Annotated in this window: 27 protein-coding genes; 3 read left to right on the top strand and 24 right to left on the bottom strand. The window is 69.1% G+C overall.

All coding sequences use genetic code 11. The features are described 5' to 3' along the window. Positions 1 to 30: 30 nt before the first annotated feature. From WFI52_RS05210 to prmC, 12 genes are all read right to left on the bottom strand, one after another. Positions 31 to 291 carry a F0F1 ATP synthase subunit epsilon gene (locus WFI52_RS05210; protein ID WP_336625787.1) on the bottom strand — a complete coding sequence of 87 codons (261 nt, stop codon included), beginning with the start codon at positions 289 to 291 and terminating at the stop codon, positions 31 to 33. 1 nt (position 292) lies between these two features. Next, complete coding sequence (atpD, locus tag WFI52_RS05205; RefSeq protein ID WP_336625788.1) at positions 293 to 1747, bottom strand: F0F1 ATP synthase subunit beta; 1455 nt, start codon at positions 1745 to 1747, stop codon at positions 293 to 295. Between the two features lie 22 nt (positions 1748 to 1769). After that, positions 1770 to 2687: a F0F1 ATP synthase subunit gamma gene (locus WFI52_RS05200; RefSeq protein WP_336625789.1), complete on the bottom strand. Its 918-nt coding sequence runs from the start codon at positions 2685 to 2687 to the stop codon at positions 1770 to 1772. Positions 2688 to 2720: 33 nt separating this feature from the next. After that, positions 2721 to 4361, bottom strand: coding sequence for a F0F1 ATP synthase subunit alpha (gene atpA / locus WFI52_RS05195; protein ID WP_336625790.1), 1641 nt, complete (start codon positions 4359 to 4361; stop codon positions 2721 to 2723). Between the two features lie 15 nt (positions 4362 to 4376). Continuing rightward, positions 4377 to 5165, bottom strand: coding sequence for a F0F1 ATP synthase subunit delta (locus WFI52_RS05190; protein WP_336625791.1), 789 nt, complete (start codon positions 5163 to 5165; stop codon positions 4377 to 4379). After that, the gene (locus WFI52_RS05185; RefSeq protein WP_336625792.1) at positions 5165 to 5722 is read right to left on the bottom strand and encodes a F0F1 ATP synthase subunit B; all 558 of its coding nucleotides are present in this window, start codon (positions 5720 to 5722) and stop codon (positions 5165 to 5167) included. The genes WFI52_RS05190 and WFI52_RS05185 overlap by 1 nt, the downstream gene beginning before the upstream one ends. 29 nt (positions 5723 to 5751) lie before the next feature. Further along, positions 5752 to 5988 (bottom strand): ATP synthase F0 subunit C, encoded by a 237-nt coding sequence (gene atpE, locus WFI52_RS05180; protein ID WP_215487937.1) that lies wholly within the window; start codon positions 5986 to 5988, stop codon positions 5752 to 5754. 49 nt (positions 5989 to 6037) lie between these two features. After that, on the bottom strand, positions 6038 to 6847 hold the full coding sequence (gene atpB, locus WFI52_RS05175) for a F0F1 ATP synthase subunit A (protein WP_336626081.1): 810 nt from the start codon (positions 6845 to 6847) through the stop codon (positions 6038 to 6040). A gap of 118 nt (positions 6848 to 6965) precedes the next feature. Continuing rightward, entirely contained in the window at positions 6966 to 7550 is a 585-nt protein-coding gene (locus WFI52_RS05170; protein WP_336625793.1) for a hypothetical protein, read from the bottom strand. Further along, positions 7547 to 8740, bottom strand: coding sequence for an MraY family glycosyltransferase (locus tag WFI52_RS05165; protein WP_336625794.1), 1194 nt, complete (start codon positions 8738 to 8740; stop codon positions 7547 to 7549). The genes WFI52_RS05170 and WFI52_RS05165 overlap by 4 nt, the downstream gene beginning before the upstream one ends. Beyond that, positions 8737 to 9432, bottom strand: a complete 696-nt coding sequence (locus WFI52_RS05160) for an L-threonylcarbamoyladenylate synthase (RefSeq protein WP_336625795.1) — start codon at positions 9430 to 9432, stop codon at positions 8737 to 8739. The genes WFI52_RS05165 and WFI52_RS05160 overlap by 4 nt, the downstream gene beginning before the upstream one ends. Positions 9433 to 9460: 28 nt before the next feature. After that, positions 9461 to 10357 carry a peptide chain release factor N(5)-glutamine methyltransferase gene (prmC, locus tag WFI52_RS05155; protein WP_336625796.1) on the bottom strand — a complete coding sequence of 299 codons (897 nt, stop codon included), beginning with the start codon at positions 10355 to 10357 and terminating at the stop codon, positions 9461 to 9463. Positions 10358 to 10480: 123 nt separating this feature from the next. On the opposite strand from prmC, the gene cysK (WFI52_RS05150) reads away from it, so the two are divergent. From cysK (WFI52_RS05150) to epsC, 3 genes are read left to right on the top strand one after another with little or no spacing between them, the layout of a single operon-like run. Continuing rightward, positions 10481 to 11431, top strand: coding sequence for a cysteine synthase A (cysK, locus tag WFI52_RS05150; RefSeq protein ID WP_336625797.1), 951 nt, complete (start codon positions 10481 to 10483; stop codon positions 11429 to 11431). A 12-nt stretch (positions 11432 to 11443) separates the two neighbouring features. After that, complete coding sequence (gene cysK / locus WFI52_RS05145; RefSeq protein WP_336625798.1) at positions 11444 to 12391, top strand: cysteine synthase A; 948 nt, start codon at positions 11444 to 11446, stop codon at positions 12389 to 12391. A gap of 29 nt (positions 12392 to 12420) precedes the next feature. Next, on the top strand, positions 12421 to 12990 hold the full coding sequence (gene epsC, locus WFI52_RS05140) for a serine O-acetyltransferase EpsC (RefSeq protein WP_442927704.1): 570 nt from the start codon (positions 12421 to 12423) through the stop codon (positions 12988 to 12990). Here epsC and WFI52_RS05135 read toward each other — a convergent pair. The 12 genes from WFI52_RS05135 to argS form a co-directional block, all read right to left on the bottom strand. Continuing rightward, positions 12987 to 13409 carry an SRPBCC family protein gene (locus WFI52_RS05135; RefSeq protein ID WP_336637397.1) on the bottom strand — a complete coding sequence of 141 codons (423 nt, stop codon included), beginning with the start codon at positions 13407 to 13409 and terminating at the stop codon, positions 12987 to 12989. The genes epsC and WFI52_RS05135 overlap by 4 nt on opposite strands. 51 nt (positions 13410 to 13460) lie before the next feature. Then, complete coding sequence (locus WFI52_RS05130; RefSeq protein WP_336625801.1) at positions 13461 to 14855, bottom strand: HNH endonuclease signature motif containing protein; 1395 nt, start codon at positions 14853 to 14855, stop codon at positions 13461 to 13463. Between the two features lie 89 nt (positions 14856 to 14944). After that, on the bottom strand, positions 14945 to 15391 hold the full coding sequence (locus tag WFI52_RS14180) for a class I SAM-dependent methyltransferase (protein ID WP_442927694.1): 447 nt from the start codon (positions 15389 to 15391) through the stop codon (positions 14945 to 14947). Between the two features lie 185 nt (positions 15392 to 15576). Further along, positions 15577 to 15981, bottom strand: coding sequence for a hypothetical protein (locus tag WFI52_RS05120; protein ID WP_336625803.1), 405 nt, complete (start codon positions 15979 to 15981; stop codon positions 15577 to 15579). 43 nt (positions 15982 to 16024) lie between these two features. Then, complete coding sequence (gene prfA / locus WFI52_RS05115; RefSeq protein WP_336625804.1) at positions 16025 to 17101, bottom strand: peptide chain release factor 1; 1077 nt, start codon at positions 17099 to 17101, stop codon at positions 16025 to 16027. Between the two features lie 11 nt (positions 17102 to 17112). Continuing rightward, a complete protein-coding gene (gene rho / locus WFI52_RS05110; RefSeq protein WP_336625805.1) occupies positions 17113 to 19074 on the bottom strand; it encodes a transcription termination factor Rho in 1962 nt (653 codons plus the stop codon). Between the two features lie 151 nt (positions 19075 to 19225). Beyond that, positions 19226 to 20167: a homoserine kinase gene (thrB, locus tag WFI52_RS05105; protein WP_336625806.1), complete on the bottom strand. Its 942-nt coding sequence runs from the start codon at positions 20165 to 20167 to the stop codon at positions 19226 to 19228. Next, on the bottom strand, positions 20164 to 21234 hold the full coding sequence (thrC, locus tag WFI52_RS05100; RefSeq protein ID WP_336625807.1) for a threonine synthase: 1071 nt from the start codon (positions 21232 to 21234) through the stop codon (positions 20164 to 20166). Before thrC ends, thrB begins: the two co-directional genes overlap by 4 nt. Before the next feature lie 66 nt (positions 21235 to 21300). Then, positions 21301 to 22626, bottom strand: coding sequence for a homoserine dehydrogenase (locus WFI52_RS05095; protein WP_336625808.1), 1326 nt, complete (start codon positions 22624 to 22626; stop codon positions 21301 to 21303). After that, positions 22623 to 24080: a diaminopimelate decarboxylase gene (lysA, locus tag WFI52_RS05090; RefSeq protein WP_336625809.1), complete on the bottom strand. Its 1458-nt coding sequence runs from the start codon at positions 24078 to 24080 to the stop codon at positions 22623 to 22625. The genes WFI52_RS05095 and lysA overlap by 4 nt, the downstream gene beginning before the upstream one ends. 196 nt (positions 24081 to 24276) lie before the next feature. Next, complete coding sequence (locus WFI52_RS05085; RefSeq protein ID WP_336625810.1) at positions 24277 to 25047, bottom strand: LmeA family phospholipid-binding protein; 771 nt, start codon at positions 25045 to 25047, stop codon at positions 24277 to 24279. A 1-nt stretch (position 25048) separates the two neighbouring features. Further along, on the bottom strand, positions 25049 to 26713 hold the full coding sequence (gene argS / locus WFI52_RS05080; protein WP_336625811.1) for an arginine--tRNA ligase: 1665 nt from the start codon (positions 26711 to 26713) through the stop codon (positions 25049 to 25051). Positions 26714 to 26732 lie beyond the last annotated feature (19 nt).

Genomic DNA, 26732 nt, shown 5'->3' with positions numbered 1-26732 from the left:
GGATGGACCGATCGGCGCTTCGCGGGGTGATCAGGACTCGAGCGCGGCGTGGCCGGCGACGATCGTGAGCTCGTCGTTCTCCATGGAGAGGAAGCCGTCCTGCGCGGACGCGACGACCTTCGTACCGTCGGCCTGCGTGATGCGCACCTGGCCCTCGGCGAGGATGGCCAGCACGGGCTCGTGACCGGTCATGAAGCCGATCTCGCCCTCGACGGTCTTCGCGACGACGAGAGATGCCTCGCCGTGCCAGACCTCCTCCTCGGCGGAGACGAGGGTGACGACGAGAGCCATGTCAGCTGTTCTCCTTCTGGATCGCCGCCCACTTCTCCTCGACGTCGGAGATGCCACCGACGTTGAAGAAGGCCTGCTCGGCGACGTGGTCGAAGTCGCCCTTGACGATCGCATCGAACGACTCGATGGTCTCCTTGATCGGGACCGTCGAGCCCTCGACACCGGTGAACTTCTTCGCCATGTAGGTGTTCTGCGAGAGGAACTGCTGGATGCGGCGCGCACGCGACACGACGATCTTGTCCTCTTCGGAGAGCTCGTCGACACCGAGGATCGCGATGATCTCCTGCAGTTCCTTGTTCTTCTGCAGGATCTGCTTCACGGCGGTCGCCACGCGGTAGTGGTCCTCACCGATGTAGCGCGGGTCGAGGATGCGGCTCTTCGAGGTCAGCGGGTCGATGGCCGGGTAGAGACCCTTCGACGCGATCTCACGCGAGAGCTCGGTCGTGGCATCCAGGTGGGCGAAGGTCGTCGCCGGAGCCGGGTCGGTGTAGTCGTCGGCGGGGACGTAGATCGCCTGGAGCGACGTGATCGAGTGACCGCGCGTCGAGGTGATGCGCTCCTGGAGCACACCCATCTCGTCGGCGAGGTTCGGCTGGTAACCCACCGCGGAGGGCATGCGGCCGAGGAGCGTCGACACCTCGGAACCCGCCTGCGTGAAGCGGAAGATGTTGTCGATGAACAGCAGCACGTCCTGCTTCTGCACGTCGCGGAAGTACTCCGCCATCGTGAGCGCGGAGAGGGCCACGCGCAGACGCGTCCCCGGCGGCTCGTCCATCTGACCGAAGACGAGAGCGGTCTTGTCGAAGACGCCCGCCTCCTCCATCTCACCGATGAGGTCGTTGCCCTCACGGGTGCGCTCGCCGACGCCGGCGAACACCGAGACACCACCGTGGTCCTGCGCGACGCGCTGGATCATCTCCTGGATGAGGACCGTCTTGCCGACGCCCGCGCCACCGAAGAGGCCGATCTTTCCACCCTGCACGTACGGGGTGAGGAGGTCGATCGACTTGATGCCCGTCTCGAACATCTCGGTCTTCGACTCGAGCTGGTCGAAGTTCGGCGCCTGGCGGTGGATGCCCCAGCGCTCGGTGACCTCGATGGTCTCACCGGGAGCGGCGTTGAGCACGTCACCGGTGACGTTGAAGACCTTGCCCTTGGTCACGTCGCCCACGGGGACCGTGATGGGGCCGCCCGTGTCGCGCACCTCCTGGCCGCGGACCATGCCGTCGGTGGGCTTCAGCGAGATCGCGCGCACGAGGTCGTCACCGAGGTGCTGCGCCACCTCGAGGGTGATCTCGGTCGACTCGTCACCGATCGTGATCGTCGTCTTGAGCGCGTTGTAGATGTCGGGGATCGCATCGTGCGGGAACTCGATGTCGACGACCGGGCCGGTGACGCGAGCAACGCGCCCGACGACCGTCGTCTCGGCCTTGTCGGCAGTGGCGGTGGCAGTCATTGTCTGTCTCTTTCGGTGGGAATTACTTGCCGGATGCCAGGGCGTCGGCGCCGCCGACGATCTCGGCGATCTGCTGAGTGATCTCGGCCTGACGCGCGTTGTTGCGCAGGCGGGTGTAGTCGGTGATGAGCTTGTCGGCGTTGTCCGACGCGCTCTTCATGGCCTTCTGCGTCGCGGCGTGCTTGGCGGCCGACGACTGCAGGAGCGCGTTGAACACGCGGCTCTGCACGTAGACCGGCAGCAGCGCATCGAGGACGACCTCGGGGCTCGGCTCGAACTCGTACAGCGGGTAGACCTGGTTCGCGCTCGCACCGGCGGACTCGACGACCTCATCGGCCTCGACGATCTCCAGCGGCAGCAGGCGCACGGTCTGCGGCTCCTGGGTCATCATGCTGACGAAGCGGTTGAAGACGAGGTGGATCTCGTCGACGCCGCCCTGCTCCTCGCCGCCGCGGTCGTAGGCGTCGAGGAGCGCGCCCGCGATCTGCTCGGCGGTGTTGAAGTGCGGGGTGTCGGTGTCGCCGATCCACTCCCCTGCCGCCTGCATCCGGCGGAACTGGAAGTAGCCGACGGCCTTGCGTCCGACGAGGAAGTACTCGACCTCCTTGCCCTGCGAACGCAGGAGCTCGCCCAACTGCAGACCCTCGCGGAGGATCTGCGAGTTGAACGCGCCCGCCAGGCCCCGGTCGCTCGCGAAGATGACGACCGCCGAGCGACGGATCACCTCACGCTCGGTCGTGAGCGGGTGCTGAACGTTGGAGTGCGTCGCCACGGCGGAGACGGCCCGCGTCACAGCCCGCGCGAAGGGCGAGGACGCGCGCACGCGCGCCATCGCCTTCTGGATGCGCGAAGCCGCGATGAGTTCCATCGCCTTCGTGATCTTCTTGGTCGTCTGAGCGGAAGCGATCTTCTGCTTGTAGACCCGGAGTTGTGCGCCCATGGATGTCCTGTATCAGTGAGGGATGCCTCGGCGTCAGCCGCGGCGGCCCTTGACGATCTGCTCCTGGTTCACGTCTTCTTCGTGCGCCGCGGCGACCTCTTCGTGACCCGGCTTGTTGATGGCCTGGCCCTTGCCGCCCTGGAACTCGAGGATGAAGGCGTCGGTGACCTTCTCGAGCTCGGCAGCGGTCGCGTCGTCGAGGACGTTCGTGTCGCGCAGCGTGTCGAGGATCGTCGTGTTGCGCTTCAGGTAGTCGAGCAGATCGCGCTCGAAACGGAGCACGTCCTCGACCGCGATCGAGTCGAGCTTGCCGTTCGTGCCGGCCCAGATCGACACGACCTGCTCCTCGACGGGGTACGGGTCGTACTGGGGCTGCTTGAGGAGCTCGGTCAGACGCGCACCGCGCTCGAGCTGACGGCGGGATGCCGCGTCGAGGTCGGAGGCGAACATCGCGAAGGCCTCGAGCGAGCGGTACTGCGCGAGCTCGAGCTTCAGGGTGCCGGAGACCTTCTTGATCGACTTGACCTGAGCGTCACCACCGACGCGCGACACCGAGATGCCGACGTCGACCGCGGGACGCTGGTTCGCGTTGAACAGGTCGGACTGCAGGAAGATCTGACCGTCGGTGATGGAGATCACGTTGGTCGGGATGTACGCCGAGACGTCGTTGGCCTTCGTCTCGATGATCGGGAGACCCGTCATCGAGCCGGCGCCGAGCTCGTCCGAGAGCTTCGCGCAGCGCTCGAGCAGACGCGAGTGCAGGTAGAAGACGTCACCCGGGTACGCCTCGCGGCCCGGCGGGCGGCGCAGGAGGAGCGAAACGGCACGGTAGGCCTCGGCCTGCTTCGACAGGTCATCGAAGATGATGAGGACGTGCTTGCCGCCGTACATCCAGTGCTGGCCGATGGCCGAGCCGGTGTAGGGGGCGAGGTACTTGAAGCCGGCCGGGTCGGACGCGGGAGCGGCGACGATCGTCGTGTACTCCATAGCCCCGGCATCCTCGAGCGCACCCTTGACGGAGGCGATCGTGGAGCCCTTCTGACCGATCGCGACGTAGATGCAGCGGACCTGCTTGTTGACGTCGCCCGAGTCCCAGTTGGCCTTCTGGTTGATGATCGTGTCGATCGCGATGGCCGTCTTACCGGTCTGACGGTCACCGATGATGAGCTGGCGCTGGCCGCGTCCGACGGGGATCATCGCGTCGATCGCCTTGATGCCGGTCTGCATCGGCTCGTGGACCGACTTGCGCTGCATCACGCCCGGCGCCTGCAGTTCGAGCGCGCGGCGCCCTTCGGTCGCGATCTCACCGAGACCGTCGATCGGGTTGCCGAGCGGGTCGACGACACGGCCGAGGTAACCGTCGCCCACGGCGACGGAGAGGACCTCGCCCGTGCGGGTCACCTTCTGGCCCGCCTCGATGCCGGAGAAGTCGCCGAGCACGACGACACCGATCTCGGCCTCGTCGAGGTTCAGCGCAAGACCCTCGATGCCGTTCTCGAAACGGACGAGCTCGTTCGCCATGACGCCGGGAAGACCCTCGACGTGCGCGATGCCGTCCGCCGCGTCGACGACCGTGCCGACCTCGGTCGCTGCGGCCCCTGCGGGCTCGTACGCGGCGACGAAGTCTTTCAGCGCGTCACGGATGACGTCGGGGCTGATGGTGAGATCTGCCATGGTGTTCCTTCTGTTCTAGCCAGCGAGGCGCTGGCGCAAGTCGTTGATTCGGGAGGAGACCGTCGCGTCGATGACGTCGTCTCCGATCTCCACCCGCACGCCGCCGAGGACGGTCGGGTCGACGACGACGTTCAGGGTGACGTCGTTGCCGTACTTCGCGCCGAGCGCGGCCGCGAGGCGACCCTGCTGCGCGGCATCCAGGGCGGTCGCGACGCGGACCGTCGCGACCGTACGCCCCCGCTGGTCGGCGACGATCTTGAGCGCCCGGCTGAGGAGCGCACGCACGCGCCGCTCACGTGGCTGCTGCACGAGCTCGCTGACGATGAGCACCGTCGCTGCGTTCGCGCGGCCGGCGAGGAGCTTGTCGACGAGTGCCCCCTTCGCCGCGGCATCGCCGAGACGGCTGCCGAGCGCGAGTTCGAGCTCGGGGTTCGCGGCGACCGTACGGGAGAACTGGAAGAGCTCCCCTTCGACGTCGGCATCACCCGCGCCGAGGGCGGCTGCGCGGATCGCGAGCTCCTCGACACCGGCGATCAGGTCGTCGAGGGACGACCACCGCTCACCCGCCGCGGCGGCGAGCAGCTGCAACGACGTGGCGCCGTAGCCGGCGAAGACGGTGCGGACGAGCTGGGCGCGCGCCGTGCCCGGAGCGCCCCACGCGGAGAGCGCGCCGCTCAGCTGCGCCGAGTCGGCGATCTCCCGCGCCGCTGTGAACAGCTCGCGCGCGACCTGGAGGTCGCTCACGGTGGCTGCCTGAAGCTCCGCGGTGGTCGTCGCCAGTGCGTGAGTGGTCGCGCTGCCCATTACTTCCCGGCCTCCGCGGTGGACTCAGCCTTCTCGAGGTCGGCGAGGAACCGGTCCACGACGCCCTTCGCCTTGGCGTCGTCGGAGAGCGATTCGCCGATCACGCCACCCGCGAGGTCGAGCGCCAGTGTGCCGACCTCGCTGCGCAGTGAGACGAGAGCCGACTGGCGCTCCGCTTCGATCTGCGTCTGCGCGGCGGCGGTCACCCGGGCGGCCTCCGTGGACGCGGCATCCTTCGCCTCGGCGACGATCTTCTTGCCGTCCTCACGGGCGGCATCGCGGATCTCACCGGCCTCCTTGCGGGCTTCGGCGAGCTGAGCCGTGTACTCCTCGAGCGCGGCCTCGGCCTTGCGCTGCGCCTCGTCGGCCTTCGCGATGTTGCCCTCGATCGCCGCGGCGCGCTTGTCGAGCATGACCTTCATCTTGGGAAGGGCGACCTTCCACACGACGATGAGGATGATGACGAAGCAGACCGCCGACCAGATGATGTCGTACCACGCGGGAAGCAGCGGGTTGGGCGCTGCCTCTTCCGCGGCGTACGCGACAAGACTGTGCATCCTGTCTCCTTAAGACTGGTGGAAAGCGATCAGAAGCCGAAGATGAAGGCGGTCGCGATGCCGATGAAGGCGAGCGCCTCGGTGAAGGCGATACCGATCCACATCAGGACCTGCAGGCGACCGGCCAGCTCGGGCTGACGGGCCACGCCCTCGATCGTCTTGCCGACGACGATGCCCACGCCGATGGCGGGGCCGATGGCGGCGAGGCCGTAGCCGACCGTCGCGATGGAGCCGGAGACATCGGCGAGAACCGTAGTAGCGTCCACGGGTTGTTTCCTTTCGGGGTTGGGTGGGAGAGGCGGAAGCCTCGCCCGCTCAGTGCTCTTCTGCCACCGCGAGCTGGATGTAGACCGCGGTGAGGATGGTGAAGACGTAGGCCTGGAGGACGGCCACCAGGAGTTCGAACAGCGTGAAGATGAAGCCGAAGGCGAGCGAGCCCGCCGCGAGGGCCGACCACCAGCCGCCCAGGGTGAACAGGAAGAACTGCGTCGCCGCGAAGAACAGGACGAGCAGGAGGTGCCCGACCATCATGTTCATGAGGAGTCGCAGCGTGAGGGTGACCGGTCGGATCACGAACGTCGAGATGAGCTCGATCGGCGTCACGATGATGTAGATCGGCCACGGCACGCCGGAGGGGAACAGTGCGTTCTTGAAGAAGTTCTTCGGGCTCTTCTTGATGCCGGCGTAGATGAAGGTGACGTAGCTGACCACCGCGAGCAGGAGCGGCACCGCGATGATCGCCGTGCCGGCGAGGTTCAGGAACGGGATGATGCCTGTCAGGTTGAAGAACAGGATCATGAAGAACAGCGTCGTGAGGATCGGCAGGAACCGCTGGCCGTCCTTCTTGCCGAGGAGATCCTCCGCGATGTTCACCCGGACGAAGTCGAGCCCCATCTCGGTGATCGACTGGAAGCGGCCCGGGACGAGACGCATGTTGCGCGTGCCGAGCCAGAGGAAGAGCACGAGCGCGATCGTCGCCAGGAACTGGACCAGATGGATGCGCGTGACGGGGATTCCCGCGATCGTGAAGAGAACGTCGGGGAAGAAGTCGAAGATCGAAGGCCCGTGGAATTCGCCGCCTTCTTCAGCGGTCTTGGCGATCAGGGTCGCAGCGTGGGTAAACAGCGCAGACTCCAGCTTCGGGGCATCGGCGTGAACCGAGGCGACGATGGTCGGTGAAAGTCGATGCGCACACAGTCCCCAGCGTTTTCGACACCGCGGTCACAGGCGCAAGGACAGCCTATCAGGCGCGCGGGCCACCCGCGTCCGCAGGTGTTCCGTCACTGCCGGTACCACCCTCTTCCGGCGGCAGAGGCGGCAGGGACGGGCGACGGGCCTCGTCGATGATGTCGGAGAGAGTGGGCAGGTTCGCATCGCCCGCGTACGGGACGCGCATCTTCAGCATCACGACGACATCGATGATGAGGGATGCCACGACGCTCACGACGAGCGCGACGAAGAACACGGTGCCGTTGAGCCACGGCTGACCGCGCAGGACGAGCAGCACGACGATGAACAGCGCGAACTTGACGATCCAACCGCCCATCACGGCGCCGAAGAAGATCGGCACGTACAGCGGATCGCCGTACCAGCGGTTCGCGATGAGGATCGTTCCTGCGGTGAGGCTGAGGAAGACTGCGGCGAGGAGGATCGCGATGAGCGCGCTCCACAGCCCGGAGGTGCCGGCGACCGCGAATCCGATGAGCGCGCCCGCGACGGCGAGGCCCGCAGTGATGGCGGCCGACCACAGCAGCGTCGTGCGGAAGACGCGGTTGCTCGACACGTCGCGACGAGTGGAGGGGGACGTCGGATCGGGGGTCTCGGTCATGAGGTCCTCGGTTCGGGTTCGGGTTCGGGATCTGTGTCGGGATCTGTCGAGGCGGTCGCAGCGCTGCGACCGGCGGAGGGCAGCAGTGTCACGGCCACGCAGGCCGCCGCACCGATGACGAGGAACGCGACGCCGGGCCAGTAGTCGCCGGGCCAGTCGCGGCTCGTCCCCATGTACATGAGGAGCACGCCGACCGAGACGACGGCGGTCCAGGCGTAGAAGATGACGACGGCCGCACGGTCGCTGTGGCCCATGTCGAGCATGCGGTGATGCAAGTGCTTGCGATCGGGCGAGAACGGTGACTTGCCCTGCCCCATCCGCCGGATGACGGCCATACCGAAGTCCAGGAGCGGGAGCAGCACGACGACGACCGGCAGAAGGATGGGGATGAACGCGCCGAGGAGCTGCGACCGGCCGAACACGTCGTTGTCACCGAGGAGGGCGGGATCCAGGCTCCCCGTGAAGGCGATCGCCGCGACGGCCATGAGGAGGCCGATGAGGAGCGCGCCCGAGTCGCCCATGAATAGCTTGGACGGGCTCCAGTTCAGCGGGAGGAACCCGAGGCAGACGGCGACGAGGGCAACGGCGATGAAGGACGCGAGGCTCGAGTAGGTCTCCGCTCCGGTGTCACGGGCGACGAGGTAGGTGTAGACGAAGAACACGGCATTCGCGATGAGAGCGACGCCGGCGACGAGGCCGTCGAGCCCGTCGATGAAATTGACCGCGTTCATCACGATGACGATCGCGAACACCGACAGTACGAAGCTCATCCAGCTCGACACGACGAACTGCTGGCCGAGCGGGATGTAGAAGATCTGGATGCCGCCGAAGCCGACCACCACGCCCGCCGCCAGGAACTGCGCACCGAGCTTGATCATCCAGTCGAGATCCCACAGGTCGTCGGCGACGCCGATGATCACGATCAGGGTCGCGGCGCCCAGGATCGACCAGATCCGGGCGGGGTCGTTCCAGATGATCGCGAAGTAGGGGATCTGGGACGACAGCGCGAACGCGGCGAGGACGCCGACGTACATCGCGACACCGCCGATGCGCGGCTTCGGCGTCGTGTGCACGTCGCGTTCTCGGATCTCGGGGTACAGCCGGTACCGCAGCCCGAGCTTCCAGACGAGCGCCGTGAGACCCAGCGTGAGGAGGGCCGTCACGACCACCGTGAGGACGTAGAACCTCACGCCGAGCCGTCGCCGTGGTCGTGGTCGTGGTCGTCCGGCTCGAGCAGATCGCCGAGGCTCTCCTCGAGCTCGCTGCGAGAGACGGCGCCGCGGCGCAGAATCCGAACCGGACGTGCACCCGAGACGAGACCCGTCGCGTCGATGATCGTCGAGGCCACGCCGTCGCGCGAGGGGCCGCCGTCGAGGTAGACGGCGACCGAGTCGCCCAGCATGCGCGCGGCGTCGTCGACGTCGACAGCGGCAGAGCGTCCGGTGAGGTTCGCGCTGGAAACCGCGAGGGGTCCGCACTCCTCGAGAAGCTCGAGGGCGATGCGATCGGCGGGCATGCGCACCGCGACGGTGCCGCCGGTGTCACCGAGATCCCACGACAGTGAGGGCTGTGCGGGGAGGACGATCGTGAGCCCACCCGGCCAGAACGCCTCGACGAGACGCTCGACTGCGGCGGGGACCTCTGCCACGAGAGCGCGCATGGTGTTGACACCCGCGACGAGTACAGGCGGCGGTGATTGCCGACCGCGTCCCTTCGCCGCGAGGAGGCGCGCCACGGCATCCGCGTTGAACGCATCGGCGGCGACGCCGTAGACGGTGTCGGTCGGCAGGACCACCAGTTCACCCCGCGCGATGGCCTGGCGCGCCTTGCGCATGCCGGGAAGCAGCTGCTCGGAATCGCGGCAGTCGAAGAGCTCGTACATATCGCCCTCCAGTCTACGGATGCCGAGGTCAGGGACGCAGAGCCGTCGTCGCGCGGTCGCGGCCGGTGAGGTCGGGGTGTGTCGACGCCGCGCGCCAGCCGTCCTGAGCGAGGAGCTGCCGGATCGGCGCACCCTGCCATTCGCCGTGCTCGATCACGAGGGCTCCGCCGGGTCGAAGGAGGCGCATGCCGACCCCCGAGAGCGTGCGGACCACGTCCAGGCCGTCCTCGCCGCCGTAGAGCGCGGCGGGCGGATCCCAGTGCCGCACCTCCGGAGCGCGCGGAATGGCGGCATCCGGGACGTACGGGGGGTTCGACACGAGCACGTCGACCCGCCCGTCGAGCTCGGGGAACGCCGACGCGAGATCGACGAACGCGAGACGCGCCGCGGGAGCGTGCGCCGCGAAGTTCTCCTTCGCCCAGACGAAGGCCTCGACGGAGTTCTCCGCCGCATGCACGCGCGCGTGCGGCACTTCGGTCGCGAGGGCCAGGGCGAGGGCTCCCGACCCGGTGCCGAGGTCGACAGCGACAGGGGCGGCGTCTGCCACGGCCCGCAGCGCGTCGATCGCGAGCTGCGCGACCATCTCGGTCTCGGGGCGCGGGACGAACACGCCCGGACCCACCCGCAGCTCGAGGTGTCGAAATGGCGCGAACCCCGTCAGATGCTGCAGCGGCTCGCGCGCCGCGCGGCGCGCGATCAGCTGCGCGATGCGATCGGCGGGCTCCCCCGTCGGCGCGGAGTCCCCCCGCATTCGGGCGGCGGCGATCTCGCCGCGCCCGATCCCGAGGACGTGCGCGACGAGCAGCTCGGCATCGACCTCGGGAGTGGGGACGCCGGCGGATGCCAGGGTGGCGGCCGCGGCGCGCAGCAACTCGTTCAGGGAGAGAAGGCCGGTGCGCGCGTCGGAGTCGTGCTCGATGCTCATGGGTGGAACCAGCCTAAACCGAACGTCACATTCAGCTACGGAATAAGTGGGCACTCTAGGCTGGTTCGACCTGTCGACCCCGATTCGACCGCGGGCACGACCCTCACTGCAGAAAGGCCGTCCATGTCCGGCATCCACCCCGACATCACCAGCGCGTTCGGTAACACTCCGCTCGTGCGTCTCAACCGCCTGACCGAGGGCCTGCCCGGCACGGTGCTCGCGAAGCTGGAGTTCTACAACCCCGCCTCGTCGGTCAAGGACCGCCTCGGCATCGCGATCGTCGACGCCGCGGAGGCGTCGGGCGAGCTGAAGCCCGGTGGCACGATCGTCGAGGGCACGAGCGGCAACACCGGCATCGCGCTCGCGATGGTGGGCGCGGCCCGGGGATACAAGGTCATCCTCACGATGCCGGCCTCGATGTCGATCGAGCGTCGCCTGCTGCTGAAGGCGTACGGAGCCGAGCTCATCCTCACCGAGCCCGCGCTCGGCATGAAGGGCGCCGTCGCGAAGGCCGAGGAGATCGCCGCCGAGACGCCCGGCGCGATCCTCGCAAAGCAGTTCGCCAACCAGGCGAACGTCGAGATCCACCGCAAGACGACGGCGGAGGAGATCCTTCGCGACACCGACGGCGAGATCGGCTACTTCGTGGCCGGCATCGGTACCGGGGGCACGATCACGGGTGTCGGCCAGGTGTTGAAGGAACGCGTGCCGGATGCCAAGATCGTCGCCGTCGAGCCGGCCGACTCGCCGCTTCTGACGAAGGGCACGCCCGGGCCGCACAAGATCCAGGGCATCGGCCCCAACTTCATCCCGCCGATCCTCGATCAGGGCGTCATCGACGAGGTCGTGGACGTCTCGTTCGACGACGCGATCCGCGTCGCACGCGAGGTGGCGACCTCCGAGGGCATCCTCGTGGGCATCTCATCGGGTGCCGCGATCTGGACCGCGCTGCAGATCGCCGCTCGCCCCGAGGCCGAAGGCAAGAACATCGTCGTGATCGTGCCCTCGTTCGGCGAGCGTTACCTCTCGACGGCGCTGTACGAGCACCTGCGCGACGAGCCCGCCGGAATCTGAGGCATCCGGCACGTGGCAGGGATCGTCCCCGACATCACCCGCGCGTTCGGCGACACGCCGCTCGTCCGCCTGAACGCCCTCGCGGAGGGCGTTCAGGCGGAGGTCGTTGCCAAGCTCGAGTTCTACAACCCCGGCGCGTCCGTCAAGGATCGGCTGGGCTACGCCCTCATTGAGGCGGCGGAGCAGTCCGGCGCACTCCAGCCGGGCGGCACGATCGTCGAGTCGACGAGCGGGAACACGGGCATCGCGCTCGCCCTCATCGGCGCGGCGCGGGGGTACCGGGTGATTCTCACCATGCCGGCATCCATGTCGAAGGAGCGGCGCACGCTCCTGAAGGCGTACGGCGCCGAGCTCGTGCTCACCGACCCGTATAAGGGCATGACCGAAGCCGTCGAGACGGCTGAGCGCATCGCAGCGGAGACGCCCGGGGCGGTGCTCGCCCACCAGTTCGAGAGCGCAGCGAACGCCGCGATCCACCGCCGGACGACGGCGGAGGAGATCTGGCGCGACACCGACGGCCGCGTCGACGTGTTCGTCGCCGGCTCCGGCACGGGTGGGACTGTGACCGGCGTCGGGCAGGTGCTCAAGGAGCGCAACCCCGACGTGAAGGTCGTCGTCGTGGAACCGGCCGACTCCCCCGTACTCAGCGAGGGCCGCGCGGGCGGTCACCGCATCCAGGGCATCGGGCCCAACTTCGTGCCGCCCGTGCTCGATCGCTCCGTCATCGACGAGGTCGTCGACGTGCAGTTCGACGACGCGATCCGTGTCGCGCGCGAGCTCGCGACGCGCGAGGGGATCCTCGCCGGGATGTCCGCCGGCGCCGCGGTGTGGGCGGCGCTGGAGATCGCCGACCGGCCGGAGTCCGCGGGAAAGCGCATCGTCGTGATCGTGCCGGATGCCGGTGAGCGCTACCTCTCGACCGCGCTCTATGCGCACCTGCAGGACGAGGTGACGGCGTGAGTGACCATGACCTTCCTCGCGTCGAGCGCCTGGGCGCGCTCACGCGTCTGCGCGAAGACCTTGCGGCGGCGAAGCTCCGCGACCCCGCCGCGCGCAGCGCGTGGGAGATCGCGATCCTCTACTCGGGGCTGCACGCGATCTGGTCGTACCGGTTGGCGCATGCCCTCTGGACGCGCGGCTGGCGCTTTCCCGCGCGCGCTCTCTCGCAGCTGACGCGCTGGCTGACCGGCGTCGAGATCCACCCGGGCGCCGTCATCGGGCGCCGCTTCTTCATCGATCACGGCATGGGCGTCGTCATCGGCGAGACCGCCGAAGTCGGCGACGACGTCATGCTCTACCACGGCGTGACGCTCGGCGGCCGGACGCGCGAGGGCGGAAAGCGGCATCCGACCCTCGGCGACGGCGTTGCGGTCGGTGCGGGAGCGAAGATCCTCGGCCCGATCACGATCGGGGCGGGTTCGGTCGTCGGCGCGAACGCGGTCGTCACGGCGGATGCGCCGGAGGACTCTGTCCTCGTCGGCGTTCCCGCCAAGGCCCGCATGCGCAGCGCCGGCGAGGACACCCGGGCCGTCCTCACGACCCCCGAGTACTTCATCTAGCACGCCTCGACCGCGTTGCCTTCGCTCACGCGCTTCAGCCGGGCGAGATGGTAGCGCCACCCCTCGTCGTGTTCTGCAGGAAGCGCCGGCAGAGTCTGCGCCGCGGCAAACCCGGACTCGGTGAGCGTGACCGCCGTCGACATACCGTTTTCGACGAGCACGATCAGGACATCGAGGGGGCACTCCCAACCTTCTTCGTTCCAGCGGAACCCAAGGGTGTGCGGCGCTTCGCAGCGCGTGATGCTCCCGGTCGCGGATGCCTCGCGCCCCTCCTCGACCCACGTCTCGACGAGCCGCGAGCCGACGACAGCCTCGAACCGCATGTCAGGCCACCACGCGTTCCGCTCGGCCGTCAGAAACCGCCAGACGACGTCGATGGGAGCATGGACAGAAGCTATCACCGTCACCGAATCACGCATCACACCACGAACCTATACACTCGGCCGACGCGGACCTCCCTTCTGCACCGATTAGAACGGCGGAGGGTCGGACGTGTCGCGGGGAGCGTCGAGTAGGCGCCGCCATGGCGGTGGACCTACCGTCTCCACGACAGCGGGGACGTCGTTTCGATAGCGCCGCCGCGTCGGCGAGATGAACTCGAGTCGGCCACCGCCGAGCTGGCGAAGCGTCCACGCAGACGCGTGTTTGAGCGTGTGATGACCCTTGCAGAGGATCGCGAGATTCGAGGCGCACGTCGTGCCCCTGTCCTCCCACGCGATCGTGTGGTCGGCTTGCGAGCGGCTCGCAGGGCGGCGGCATCCCGGCCACCGGCAGGTGCGGTCGCGAGCGTTCAGCAGGCGGCGCAGGCGACCGCTCGGTCGGTAGACGTCGAGGCGGAGCGGCTCTTCCGTCACGGGGTGTGTCATGACGCGTTGCCAGACGGGAGCCGCGGCAGCCAGAATCCGTGCCGTCTCGGCATCGATGGGGCCACGGCCGTCGAGCACCGCGGGCGCGTCATCGAGGCCCGCGAGCGTCAAGAGCGGCACGGTGACGTGGACGGTCGCGCGAACCGCGGTGAGGCCCGCCTCGGAGTCCGCGCCGGGCGCACCGGTCAGCAGTAGATCGCAGACGACGTCGGCGCGACGCTGATCGAGTGTGCGCTCATCGTTGTCCTCGTCGGCCGGCTCCTCGGCGGCCAGTTCCTCCTCGGCCGTGGAGGCGAGCGCCCCCGCCATGTCTGTGACGCGCTCGAAGATTCCCTGCACGAGCGCGGCCGGCGCGTCGAGCAACAGGCGAGAGAGCCCGTCGCGCAGACCGTACGTCTTCACCTGACGCTGCGCGAGAGCGTCACGCCGAGCTTCCTCGACGATCGACGGCTGCAACCGGGCTGCGATGATGCGCGCGGTGTCGCGGAGCTCCGGGGCGGTCGCCGCCTCGGCGACCTCGAGCACACGGCGCTCGTACTCCGAGCGCGCGTCGTCATCGAGGAGGACGCCGGCGTCGATGATCGCCGACGCGTGGCGTTCATCAATGCGGCCGGCGCGCAGCGCCTCGAGCGTGCCCGGATAGGTCGAAACGAGCGCCGCCCCGTCGCCGAGCCACGCTGACACGGTGCGCTCCCCTACCCGCAGCGCTGCGGCGAGCTCGGCGAGCACCTCCCGCAGCGGAATGCTGTCCCCGAGCTCGCGGCCGGGACGAGCCGCCTGCCGCTGCGCGACACGACGCGCGACCAGCTCGAGAGCCTCGGCGCACATCTCCGCGCGTTCGGCATGCAGCCGCGACATTTCCGTGCGGTTCGCCGCGACGCGAGTGACGAGCGACGACAACTCCGCCCAGTGCGGGTCGAGCGGCGCCGCAGGCGCGGTGCCCGGCGCCCCGGCATCCACGAATCTCACCTCGTGGCGGCGCTCCTGCGGCTTTTCCATGGCACTCCTGACGTCGATGCATTCAACGTCCGGTTGCTCTGCCGGCTCACCCTTGCGGTCACCTGAATGGGGCGACCGCCACACTCAGTTTAGAACATAAATACGAAGTTTGCAAGCACTGAGGTCCTCCCTCGGACCGACTTCACCGATGCCAGAGAGTGCTCGGGAACAGCTGTCGGCGCGGAGTGCTCCCATGCCCGTCGTTTTCGCGAGAGCCACTGGTGCTGTACAACGCCCACCAGCGCGACCACGAGGTCCCACGGAGTCGACGCGCGCGCGAGGCCAACGATCACGAGTACCCCACCCGGCGCGGTGAGATCCGCGAGACGATCCAGCTCACTACGCAGATCCGGTAGGTGATGAAGAGTCGCGACGGATGCCACGACGTCGAATCTCCGACCGAAGTCGTGCGTCATCACATCATCATTCACCCACACGATGCCCGAGTGCTCGGCTTCCGCGCGGCGGAGAACCTGCGCATCGAGATCGATCGCTACGACGTCCGTCACCACTCCACGCAATTCTGCAGAGAGCATCCCATCGCCCGTGCCGACGTCGACCGCTGAAGTGGCCCCGGCGGGGATCGCCCCGAGAACTACGCGGTGGAAGTGGATGTTGTGGTTCCAGAGTGGTCGCCGATCGCTGCCCCTTGCCCCACGTTCACGAAAGTCCCCTGCAAGAGAGAGGAGCCCGAACGGAACATACGAAACAGCGCCGACAGTCAGGCGGCGCGGCGCTCCGCGACTTTCTTCTTGAGGAACAGCCCCGGCAGCAGCCAGGTCGCGAGGGCCGTGACGACCCAGACGATCATCGGGGCAACGACCCACGTCCACCACGGCAGACCGATCGTGAGTCCCGCACCGGGGATCAGCACGACGACGAGCAGGGCGACGAACGTCGACACGATCCCGATACCCCCCAGGAGCGCCGGCGCGTTGCGTCGGGCGACCTTCGCTGCCCACGGCGTCAGAACCGACTGCAGCAGGGCGAAGATCACCACGGCGAAAACGAATCCCCACCAGCTCGACCAGTCGATGCGGAAGCCATCGAGAACCAGGTCGGCGACGATGAGGCCGACGGCCGCCGAGACGAGGAAGATGAGCGCGCGGATAAGGAAGGTGATCATGCGCTGAGCGTACCGCGTCGATGCGCTCCGCCCCGCGGCCGCGTCAGTCGCCGCCCAGCGCGGCGAGCCGCGCCTCTTCGTCGGCCGCGATCGCCGACTCGATGATCGGTCCGAGCGCGCCGTCCATCACCTGGTCGAGGTTGTACGCCTTGTACCCCGTGCGATGGTCGGCGATGCGGTTCTCCGGGAAGTTGTAGGTGCGGATGCGCTCGGAACGGTCCATGCCACGGATCTGCGAGCGACGGGCATCGGATGCCGCGGCATCCCGCTCCTCCTGCTGCTTCGCGAGCAGGCGCGCGCGGAGCACACGCATACCCGCCTCGCGGTTCTGCAGCTGGCTCTTCTCGTTCTGCATCGAGACGACGATTCCCGTGGGGAGGTGCGTGATGCGCACGGCCGAATCGGTCGTGTTGACCGACTGGCCCCCGGGGCCGGAGGAGCGATAGACGTCGATGCGCAGATCGTTGGGGTCGATCTGCACCTCTTCGGGCTCATCGACCTCGGGGAAGACCAGGACCCCCGTCGTCGACGTGTGAATACGCCCCTGCGACTCGGTCGCGGGCACTCGCTGCACGCGGTGCACACCGCCCTCGTACTTCAGGTGCGCCCACACTCCCTGCGCCGGGTCCGTCGACGACCCCTTGAGCGCGACCTGAACGTCCTTGTAGCCGCCGAGGTCGGACTCATTGCGCTCGAGCAGCTCCGTCTTCCATCCCATGGACGCCGCGTACTGCAGGTACATCCGCAGGAGGTCGGCGGCAAACAGCGCCGATTCGGCGCCGCCCTCCCCCGCCTTGATCTCCATGATGACGTCGCGCGCGTCGTCGGGATCGCGCGGGATGAGCAGGCGCCGCAGCTTCTCCTGCGCAGCGGCGACCTGCTCCTCGAGCACGGGGACTTCGGCCGCGAACGCGTCGTCCTCACCGGCGAGCTCGCGCGCGGCATCCAGGTCGTCACCGGCCGCACGCCACGCGTCATAGGCCGTGACGATGCGCGAGAGCTCCGCGTAGCGACGGTTCACGCGCTTGGCGCGCGCGGCATCGGCGTGCACCGTGGGGTCGGAGAGTTCCTCCTGAACCGCGCGGTGCTCGTCGATCAGCGCCTGGACGGACTCGAACACGGCCGGGCCGGTCAGCGGATGCTGTTCTCGTGCCCGTGGCTGTGGCCGCCGCCGGATGCCTGCTGCTTCAGCTGAACGTTCTGCATCTGGTAGAGGAACTCGACGTTGGAGCCCGTCTCCTTCAGCTTGCCGAGCACGACCTCGAGGGCCTGCTGCGGGTCGAGGCCCGCGAGCGCGCGACGGAGCTTCCAGGTGATCTTGACCTCGTCGGCGCTCAGCAGCATCTCCTCGCGACGCGTCGACGAGGCGTTCACGTCGACGGCCGGGAAGATGCGCTTGTCGGCGAGCTGGCGCGACAGGCGCAGCTCGCTGTTGCCCGTGCCCTTGAACTCCTCGAAGATGACCTCGTCCATCTTGGACCCGGTCTCCACGAGCGCGGTCGCGAGGATCGTGAGCGATCCGCCGTTCTCGATGTTGCGGGCCGCGCCGAAGAAGCGCTTCGGCGGGTAGAGCGCCGAGGCATCCACGCCGCCGGACAGCACACGACCCGATGTGGGAGCCGAGATGTTGTAGGCGCGCGAAAGACGCGTGATCGAGTCGAGCAGCACGACGACGTCGCGGCCGAGTTCGACGAGGCGCTTCGCGCGCTCGATGGCGAGCTCCGCGACGGTCGTGTGGTCCTCGGCCGGACGATCGAAGGTCGAGGCGATGACCTCGCCCTTCACCGTGCGCTGCATGTCGGTGACCTCTTCGGGGCGCTCGTCGACGAGCACGACCATGAGGTGCACCTCGGGGTTGTTCTTCGCGATTGCGTCGGCGATCTGCTGCAGCACGATCGTCTTGCCCGCCTTGGGCGGCGCGACGATGAGACCGCGCTGGCCCTTGCCGATCGGGGCGACGAGGTCGATGATGCGCTGCGTCAGCTTCTCGGGAGCCGTCTCCATGCGCAGGCGCTCCTGCGGGTAGAGCGGCGTGAGCGCCCCGAACTCGACGCGGGACGCGGCATCCTCGACCGACAGGCCGTTGATGGCGTCGACCTTGACGAGCGCGTTGTACTTCTGGCGGCTCGACTGCTCGCCCTCGCGCGGCTGCTTGATCGCACCGACGACGGCGTCGCCCTTGCGCAGGTTGTACTTCTTGACCTGACCGAGCGACACGTAGACGTCGCTCGCGCCGGGAAGGTACCCGGTCGTGCGCACGAACGCATAGTTGTCGAGCACGTCGAGGATGCCCGCGATCGGGATGAGGACATCGTCCTCGCCGATCTCGGTCTCGAACTCATCGCCCGCGCCACCCTGGCCGCGGCGCTTGTTGCGCTGTCGCCCACGGCCTGAGCCCTGCTCATCGGCATTGATGCCATTGCCGTTGCTGTCGCCGTCGGATGCCTCGGCCGGCGCGTTCTGAGCGCCCTGCTGGCCCCCCTGCGCGGCGTCGGACTTGCCGCGGTTGCGGCTGCGGCTGCGCGAACGGCTGCGGCTGCGGCTCGGGGTCTCCCCCTCACCTTCGGCCTTCTCGGCGTCGGTGGAAGGCGCTTCTCCGGCCTCGGCCTGCGGGGCCTCGCCTTCAGCGGGCTCGGTCGGCTCGGCGGGCGCCTCGGTCTCGGGTGCGGCGTCTGCAGCACCCTCGGCGGTCGCCTCGGGGGCAGTCGCAGCTTCGTCGGCAGCGGGCGCGTCGGGAGCGGCGGTCTCCGCCGCCGGCGCCTCGACGGGTTCGGCGGGCACATCGGTGCTCTTCGCGCGGCGCGGCGCGCGCTTGCGCGGTGCCTTCACGGGCGCGGGCTCCTCGGCCGCAGCGGGCTCCTCCACAGCGGCAGGCTCCTCAGCGACGGGCTCCTCGGCAGCAGCGGGCTCCTCAGCGACGGGCTCCTCGGCAGCAGCGGGCTCCTCGGCGGGCGCCTCCTCGCCGGCAGGCGTTTCTTCGACAGGGGTCTCGCCGGCAGCGGCCGCGTCGGCCGGGGCATCGGTCACAGGCGTCGCGGCGTCCTCGCGCGCGGCATCGGTGTTCTCGGTTTCGATCTCGGAGAGGGACTCCACGAGTTCTCCTTCAATAGGGATGTGGACAGGACAGATCCGCACAGGCGTCGTCCACGACAGGCGCCAACCCACGGCTGTCGAACGACCGAGAGGTCGTCGCATGGTGCAGGGGGATCGTGCGGGGTTCGCAGAATTGCGACGGAGGCCAGACTCACGGCCTAGCCGTGGAACCCTCCGTATGGTTCCTCACTGTACCACCCTTGACATCGACGGCGAGCAAACGCGGCTCCCACGGAGTGTCCGAGACGGATGCCGCGATGCGCACCGCATCGAGGCGCCGCCCGGGGCCGTCGGCGAGCACGAGGACGCTCGGACCCGCGCCCGATACAACCGCAGCCAAGCCCTCCCGACGGAGAGCTCGCACGAGCGCGTCGGTCGCGGGCATCGCCGGGGCGCGATAGGACTGGTGCAGCTTGTCCTCGGTGGCCGCCATGAGCAACTCAGGACTCTGCGTGAGCGCCGCGATGAGCAGCGCCGAACGCGACACGTTGAACACGGCATCCTCGCGCGGCACCTGCGTCGGGGCGAGCGCCCGGGCGGCCGACGTCGACATCGTGAAGTCCGGTACGAGGACGAGCGGCGAGACGCCGCGGTGCACCAGCAGCTTCTTGTGCTGCGGGCCACTCTCGTCGATCCAGGCGATCGTGAGCCCCCCGAACAGGGCGGGAGCCACGTTGTCGGGGTGGCCCTCGAGCTCCGTCGCGAGGCGCAGAAGGGTGTCGTCGGAGAACTCGACGTCGCCGGCCAGCAACCCCTTCGCCGCGAGGAGGCCCGCGACGACGGCTGCTCCCGACGATCCCATGCCGCGTCCGTGTGGGATCGTATTGTCGGCGACGAGCCGGATGCCGGGAACGGGACGCCCGGCCGCCTCGAAGGCGTACGCCAGCGACCGAACGACGAGGTGCGAGGCATCCTGCGGCACCTCACCGGCACCCTCGCCGGTCACCACGATCTCGAGGCCTGGGCGCGGCAGCGCGGTGGCCACGAGGTCGTCGTACGAGCTCAGGGCGAGCCCGAGGGTGTCGAATCCCGGGCCGAGGTTCGCACTCGTCGCGGGAACGCGGACCGCGACCGAGCGTTCGGTCACCGTCATGCCAGGTCGAGGACGGCAGCGACTTCGCTCGTCGTCGCGTCGACGACGGTGGGCTCGACCGCGCTGCCGTCGGCGTTGCGCAGAGCCCACTGCGGGTCCTTCAGACCGTGGCCCGTCACGGTGAGCACGACCTTGGATCCCTGCGGAACGATGCCCGCTTCGGCCCGATCGAGCAGTCCGGCGACGCTGATCGCCGAGCCCGGCTCGACGAAGACGCCCGCGGTGGATGCCAGGAGCTTCTGCGCCGCGAGGATCTTGTCGTCGCTGATCGCGCCGAACCAGCCGTCCGTCGCGTCGCGCGCCTCGAGGGCGAGCTCCCACGACGCCGGGTTGCCGATGCGGATCGCGGAGGCGACCGTCTCGGGATTCTTCACGACCTCGCCGCGGACGAGCGGTGCGGAGCCTTCGGCCTGGAAGCCGAACATGCGAGGCACACGCGTGGCCACGCCGCGCTCGGCCTCTTCGCGGTATCCGCGCGTGTACGCGGTGTAGTTGCCGGCGTTCCCGACCGGGATGAAGTGGAAGTCGGGCGCATCGCCGAGCTGCGAGACGACCTCGTACGCGGCCGTCTTCTGCCCGTCGATGCGGTCCGGGTTGACCGAGTTGACGAGATGCACGGGGTAGTTCGCCGCGAGTTCACGGGCGATCTCGAGGCAGTCGTCGAAGTTGCCGCGCACCTGGATGAGCTTGCCGCCGTGGATGACGGCCTGGCTCAGCTTGCCCATCGCAATCTTGCCCTCGGGCACGAGGACGGCCGCCGTGATGCCGGCGTGCGCCGCGTACGCGGCGGCCGATGCCGAGGTGTTGCCGGTCGAGGCGCAGATGACTGCCTTCGCGCCGTGCTCCACGGCCCTCGAGAGCGCGACCGTCATGCCGCGATCCTTGAACGAGCCGGTCGGGTTCATGCCCTCGAACTTCACGTAGACGTCCGCGCCGGTCATCTGCGACAGCGCCGCCGCGGGGATGAGCGGCGTGCCGCCCTCACCGAGGGTGACGACGGTGGAGGCGTCGGTGACGCCCAGTCGGTCGGCGAACTCGCGCAGGACGCCCTGCCATACGTGGACCATGTTCGTCTCCTTCTTCCAGGGATGCCTTGTTCTTCCAGGGATGCCGCGGGATGCGGTCGCCGGGGGTCAGTCGCCCTCGACGCGCAGCACCGACACGACGCGCGTGACGGCGGCGTTCGCGGCGAGGCGGTCGACGGTATCGGCGAGATCCTGCTCGAGCGCGTGGTGGGTGCCGATCACGAGGCGCGCCGTGCCGCCTTCTCCACCGGCCCGGCCGAGGACCGTCTGCAGTGCGGTCGCGATCGACACGCGCCCGTCGCTGAGGATGCCGGCCACTGTCGCGAGCACACCGGCCTCATCGGCCACGTCGAGTGTGATCTGATAGCGCGTCGTGATGCGGCCGATCGGGAGCACGGGGAGGTTCGCGCGCGTGGACTCGCCCACCCCGACGCCGCCGGCGATGTGGCGGCGCGCGGCCGAGACGACGTCCCCGAGCACGGCGGATGCGGTCTGCACGCCGCCCGCCCCGGCGCCGTAGAACATGAGGTTGCCCGCGGCCTCGGCCTGCACGAAGACGGCGTTGTTGGCGCCGTGCACGGAGGTGAGGGGGTGCTCGCGCGGCACGAGCGCGGGCGCGACCCGCACCGAGATCGCCTCGCCCGACGGCGACTCTGCGACCCCGTCGAGCCGCTCGCACACGGCGAGGAGCTTCACGACGTAGCCGGCGCCCCGCGCGGCATCCATGACCGTCTTGTCGATCGCGGTGATGCCTTCGCGATGCACCGCGTCGATCGGGACGGCCGTGTGGAACGCGAGGGACGCCAGGATCGCGGCCTTCTGCGCCGCGTCGAAGCCCTCCACGTCGCCGGTCGGGTCGGCCTCCGCGTACCCGAGGCGCTGCGCGTCCGCGAGCACGGCCTCGAAGTCGCCGCCCTCGCGGTCCATGCGGTCGAGGATGTAGTTGGTCGTCCCGTTGACGATGCCCATGATCCGGTGCACGCGGTCCCCCGCGAGCGAGTCGCGCAGCGGGCGGATGATCGGGATCGCCCCGGCGACGGCCGCCTCGTACGACACCGTCGCGCCCACCTGGTCGGCGACGTCGAACAGTTCGGAGCCGTGGGTGGCGACGAGTGCCTTGTTGCCCGTGACGACATCGGCGCCGGAGTTCAGGGCGAGCTCGATGTACTCGCGCGCGGGATGGATGCCGCCCATCAGCTCGATGACGATGTCAGCGCCGACGATGAGGCCCTCGGCATCCGTCGTGAAGAGTTCGCGCGGGAGGTCTGCGTCGCGCGGCGCGTCGACGTCGCGCACCGCGATGCCGACGAGGTCGAGTGCTGCGCCGGCGCGGTCGGCGAGCTCGTCCTGGTGGGTGAGCAGCAGCGAAGCCACTTGCGACCCCACGGAGCCGGCGCCCAGCAGGGCGACGCGGAGGCGGCGGTAGTCGGTCATGCGGACTCCTTCCCGGCCGAGGTGGCGAGAGACGAGGCGGAGACGCCGGCGCTGACGCCGAGGTCGCGGGCGAGAAGATCATCGATCGTCTCGCCACGCACGATCACCCGCGCCGTGCCGCGCGAGACGGCGACGACGGGCGGGCGGGGGACGTAGTTGTAGTTGCTCGCGAGCGAGAAGCAGTACGCGCCCGTCGCGGGGACGGCGAGGAGGTCTCCGGGGGCGACGTCGCCCGGCAGGTACTCCGCATCGACGACGATGTCGCCCGACTCGCAGTGGCGGCCGACGACGCGGGCGAGGGCAGGCGCGGCATCCGAGGACCGCGAGGCGATGCGCGCGGAGTACTGCGCGCCGTACAGGGCAGGCCGGGCGTTGTCGCTCATGCCGCCGTCGACGCTCACGTACAGTCGCGTCACGTCGTCGGAGACGACGACGGGCTTGACCGTGCCGACTTCGTACAGCGTGATGCCCGAACGGCCGACGATCGCTCGCCCCGGTTCGAAGGCGAGGTTGGGCAGCGGCACGCCGCGCACCTCGCACTCGCGCGCGACGGCGTCGACGATGCCCTCCGCGAGCCGCGCGATCGGCGTCGGCTCGTCGACGGAGGTGTACGCGATGCCGAAGCCGCCGCCGAGGTTCAGCACGGGCAGGTCGCCGCCGGCGCGGAGCTCGGCGTACAGGTCGGCGAGACGAGAGGCCGACTCGGCGAAGCCGGCCGTGCCGAAGATCTGCGAACCGATGTGGCAGTGCAGGCCCACGAGGCGCAGTGAGGGCAGCTCGCGGATGCGCGCGGCGACGGCGGGCGCCGCGGCGAGGGCGAAGCCGAACTTCTGGTCTTCGTGGGCCGTCGCGAGGAAGTCATGGGTCTCGGCGTGCACGCCCGTGTTGACGCGGATGAGGACGTTCTGCGCGCTCTCGCCGTGGCGGCCCGCGCGCTCGGCGATCACCGCGAGCCGCTCGATCTCGATCAGCGAGTCGACGACGATCGACCCGACACCGACCTCGACGGCGCGCTCGAGTTCGGCGACCGACTTGTTGTTGCCGTGCAGGCCGAGGCGCGACGGGTCGGCGCCCGCGGCGAGCGCGACGGCGAGCTCGCCGCCGGTGGCGACGTCGACCGCGAGACCCTCGTCGGTGACCCATCTGACGACGGCAGTGGAGAGGAACGCCTTGCTCGCGTAGTAGACGCGGGCGTGGATGCCGTGGCGTGCGGTCGCGGCGTCGAAGGCGGCCTTCACTTCACCCGCCCGTGCGCGCACGGCGTCTTCGTCGAGGACGTACAGCGGGGTGCCGAACTGCGCACGCAGCTCCGAAGCGGAGACACCGCCGACGACGAGCTCCCCGCGGTCATCGCGGTGCGCGGCATCCGGCCAGACCTCGGTCGCCAGGTCGTTGGCATCATGGGGCACCGCGAGCCACTCCGGCACGAGAGGACGGTCGGGAGAGGCGGACACGCGGATGAGAACCAATCGGGGTGGGAGCCACGGGCCGGGCGCTCGCGCGCCGCCGGCCCGTCGGATGTGCGACAAGTCTAGGGCACGGGTGCATTCCGCCCCGTGCATGCACGGACCGCCCAGCACCACCGCCGCGAAACCTCGTTTGTGCACTCCGGAACGCCCCGCGAGCGCGCATTTGTGCGGACTCGACGCGTCAGGCGCAGGTGCCCTTCTGCTGCAGCGCGGGGTCGTGAATGATGCCGCCGTCGATGGCGACGTCGGCGACGACGTGATCGCCCTCGACGCGGACGCCGCTCAGGGTCATCCCCGCGGGCAGGTACTGTGCGACGCAGACATCCCAGTCCCGGATGACGGTCGAGCCGACCGCCCCGAATTGGTCGAGCAGAGCCTGCGCCGAGATCTGAGCACCGGCGACCGTAAAGGTCGCGGGCGTGAGCACGAGCTGACCCGCGGTCGCGCTGGGCGTGAGACCCACGCCGACCGGCACGGTCAGCGCGAACAGGCGCAGCTCCGTCTCGATCCCGATGTCGGGCTCGGCCAGGGTGACGGTACTCGCCGGGAAGTCCTCGACGGTCGCGAGGAGCGCCTGCACCTGCGCCGCGTCGAGGGTGATGGATGCCGAGGCATTCGTCGCCGGCCCGTCGCCGCGGATCGGCACGCCGCTCGCGCGGACGACGACGTCACCCGTGAGCTGACCGAGCGGCACATCGCGCGACGACAGGGTGATCTCGTCCAACGTGCCCGAGATGAGCTGAGGCAGGATCTGGCCCGGGATGTCGACATCGATCTGCTGATCGGCGGGCAGGGCGAGCTGCTTCTGCACCTGGTCGCGGACCGTGCGCTCGACGATGCCGCGCGCGATGTACTCCCCCGCGAACCACGCCCCGACGGCGAGCGCCGCCACCGCGACGAGCGCGACGAGCCACGGCCAGCGTCGGGCGCGAGGGCGAGCGGGCGCGGTCATCTCACATGCGCTCCGGCGCACTCACCCCGAGAAGTCCCAGTCCGTTGCGGAGCACCTGCCCGGTGGCGTCGTTCAGCCACAGGCGCGTGCGATGGAGGTCGGTGACCTCTTCGTCACCGAGCGGCGTGACGCGGCAGTTGTCGTACCAGCGGTGGTAGAGACTCGCGAGCTCCTCGAGGTAGCGCGCGACCCGGTGCGGCTCGCGCACCTCCGCGGCGAAGGCCACGACGCGGGGGAACTCCTGCAGGGCGCCGAGAAGCGCGCTCTCCGTCTCGTGGGTCAACAGCTCGGGTGCGAACGCCGAGCGGTCCACGCCCGAGTCGGCGGCGTTGCGGCCCACGTTGTGCGTGCGTGCGTGCGCGTACTGCACATAGAAGACGGGGTTGTCGTTCGTGCGCTTCTGCAGCACGTCGAGGTCGATGTCGAGGTTCGAATCCGCCGACGATCGCGTGAGCGCGTAGCGCGCGGCATCCACGCCGACGATCTCGACGAGGTCCTCCATCGTGACGATCGTGCCGGCGCGCTTCGACATGCGCAGGGGCGTGCCGTCCTTGACGAGGTTCACCATCTGGCCGATGAGGATCTGCAGATTGACGTAGGGCTCGTCGCCGAACGCGGCCGTCATCGCCATGAGGCGCTGCACATAACCGTGGTGGTCGGCGCCGAGCATGATGATGCAGCGGTTGAAGCCGCGCTCGCGCTTGTCGAGGTAGTAGGCGAGATCGCCGGAGATGTACGCGGCGTTGCCGTCGCTCTTGATGACGACGCGGTCCTTGTCGTCACCGAACTCCGTCGAGCGGAGCCACGTCGCACCGTCGGCCTCGAAGATGTGGCCGAGCTCGCGCAGGCGCGCGACGGCACGGTCGACGGCGCCGGAGGTGTGCAGGTCGTTCTCGTGGAAATAGACGTCGAAGTCGACGCCGAACTCGTGCAGCGACTGCTTGATCTCGGCGAACATGAAGTTCACGCCGAGCTCACGGAACGCCTCCTGCTTCGCCTCGGGATCGAGGGCGTCGATGTCGCCCTCGTAGGCGAGCGCCACACGACGCGCGATGTCGTCGATGTAGCCGCCGCCGTAGCCGTCCTCGGGCGTCGGGTCGCCCTGGTGCGCCGCGACGAGCGAACGCGCGAAGCGGTCGATCTGAGCGCCGTGGTCGTTGAAGTAGTACTCGCGGGTGACCTGCGCGCCCTGGCTCTGCAGGATGCGGGCGAGAGAGTCGCCCACGGCAGCCCAGCGGGTGCCGCCGAGGTGGATGGGGCCCGTCGGGTTCGCGGAAACGAACTCGAGGTTGATGATCTCGTCGGCGCGGCTGTCGTTCGTGCCGTACGCCGCACCCGCCTCGACGATCGTCTTGGCGAGGGCGCCGGCGGCGGCGGCATCCAGCCGGATGTTGATGAAGCCGGGTCCGGCGACCTCCACCGACGCGACGCCGGGGGTCGCGGCGAGGGCGTCGGCGATCTCCTGTGCGAACTCGCGCGGATTCGCGCCCACGACCTTGCCGAGCTTGAGGGCGGCGTTGGACGCCCAATCGCCGTGGTCGCGGTTACGCGGCCGCTCGAGCGGGAAGTCCGCCGCGGTGAGTCCCGCACTGGAGCCCTCGCGTCGCGCCTCGGCGAGCGGAGCGATGACGGCGAGCAGGGCGGCGGCGAGGGCGTCGGGATTCATAGCCCGTCAAGTCTACGGG

Origin of the sequence: Microbacterium sp. MMO-20 (assembly GCF_037147735.1) — a bacterium.
Taxonomy (GTDB): Bacteria; Actinomycetota; Actinomycetes; order Actinomycetales; family Microbacteriaceae; genus Microbacterium.
Note: the sequence above shows the minus strand (reverse complement) of the source record. Positions and strands in the feature narration are given on the sequence as shown.

Excerpts from the sequence above, each read along its gene's own strand:
- WFI52_RS05210 (WP_336625787.1), bottom strand. The coding sequence starts at position 291 with ATGGCTCTCGTCGTCACCCTCGTCTCCGCCGAGGAGGAGGTCTGGCAC.
- atpD (WP_336625788.1), bottom strand. The coding sequence starts at position 1,747 with ATGACTGCCACCGCCACTGCCGACAAGGCCGAGACGACGGTCGTCGGG.
- WFI52_RS05200 (WP_336625789.1), bottom strand. The coding sequence starts at position 2,687 with ATGGGCGCACAACTCCGGGTCTACAAGCAGAAGATCGCTTCCGCTCAG.
- atpA (WP_336625790.1), bottom strand. The coding sequence starts at position 4,361 with ATGGCAGATCTCACCATCAGCCCCGACGTCATCCGTGACGCGCTGAAA.
- WFI52_RS05190 (WP_336625791.1), bottom strand. The coding sequence starts at position 5,165 with ATGGGCAGCGCGACCACTCACGCACTGGCGACGACCACCGCGGAGCTT.
- WFI52_RS05185 (WP_336625792.1), bottom strand. The coding sequence starts at position 5,722 with ATGCACAGTCTTGTCGCGTACGCCGCGGAAGAGGCAGCGCCCAACCCG.
- WFI52_RS05170 (WP_336625793.1), bottom strand. The coding sequence starts at position 7,550 with ATGACCGAGACCCCCGATCCGACGTCCCCCTCCACTCGTCGCGACGTG.
- WFI52_RS05160 (WP_336625795.1), bottom strand. The coding sequence starts at position 9,432 with ATGTACGAGCTCTTCGACTGCCGCGATTCCGAGCAGCTGCTTCCCGGC.
- prmC (WP_336625796.1), bottom strand. The coding sequence starts at position 10,357 with ATGAGCATCGAGCACGACTCCGACGCGCGCACCGGCCTTCTCTCCCTG.
- cysK (WP_336625797.1), top strand. The coding sequence starts at position 10,481 with ATGTCCGGCATCCACCCCGACATCACCAGCGCGTTCGGTAACACTCCG.
- WFI52_RS05135 (WP_336637397.1), bottom strand. The coding sequence starts at position 13,409 with ATGCGTGATTCGGTGACGGTGATAGCTTCTGTCCATGCTCCCATCGAC.
- WFI52_RS05130 (WP_336625801.1), bottom strand. The coding sequence starts at position 14,855 with ATGGAAAAGCCGCAGGAGCGCCGCCACGAGGTGAGATTCGTGGATGCC.
- WFI52_RS14180 (WP_442927694.1), bottom strand. The coding sequence starts at position 15,391 with ATGCTCTCTGCAGAATTGCGTGGAGTGGTGACGGACGTCGTAGCGATC.
- WFI52_RS05120 (WP_336625803.1), bottom strand. The coding sequence starts at position 15,981 with ATGATCACCTTCCTTATCCGCGCGCTCATCTTCCTCGTCTCGGCGGCC.
- thrB (WP_336625806.1), bottom strand. The coding sequence starts at position 20,167 with ATGACGGTGACCGAACGCTCGGTCGCGGTCCGCGTTCCCGCGACGAGT.
- thrC (WP_336625807.1), bottom strand. The coding sequence starts at position 21,234 with ATGGTCCACGTATGGCAGGGCGTCCTGCGCGAGTTCGCCGACCGACTG.
- WFI52_RS05095 (WP_336625808.1), bottom strand. The coding sequence starts at position 22,626 with ATGACCGACTACCGCCGCCTCCGCGTCGCCCTGCTGGGCGCCGGCTCC.
- WFI52_RS05085 (WP_336625810.1), bottom strand. The coding sequence starts at position 25,047 with ATGACCGCGCCCGCTCGCCCTCGCGCCCGACGCTGGCCGTGGCTCGTC.
- argS (WP_336625811.1), bottom strand. The coding sequence starts at position 26,713 with ATGAATCCCGACGCCCTCGCCGCCGCCCTGCTCGCCGTCATCGCTCCG.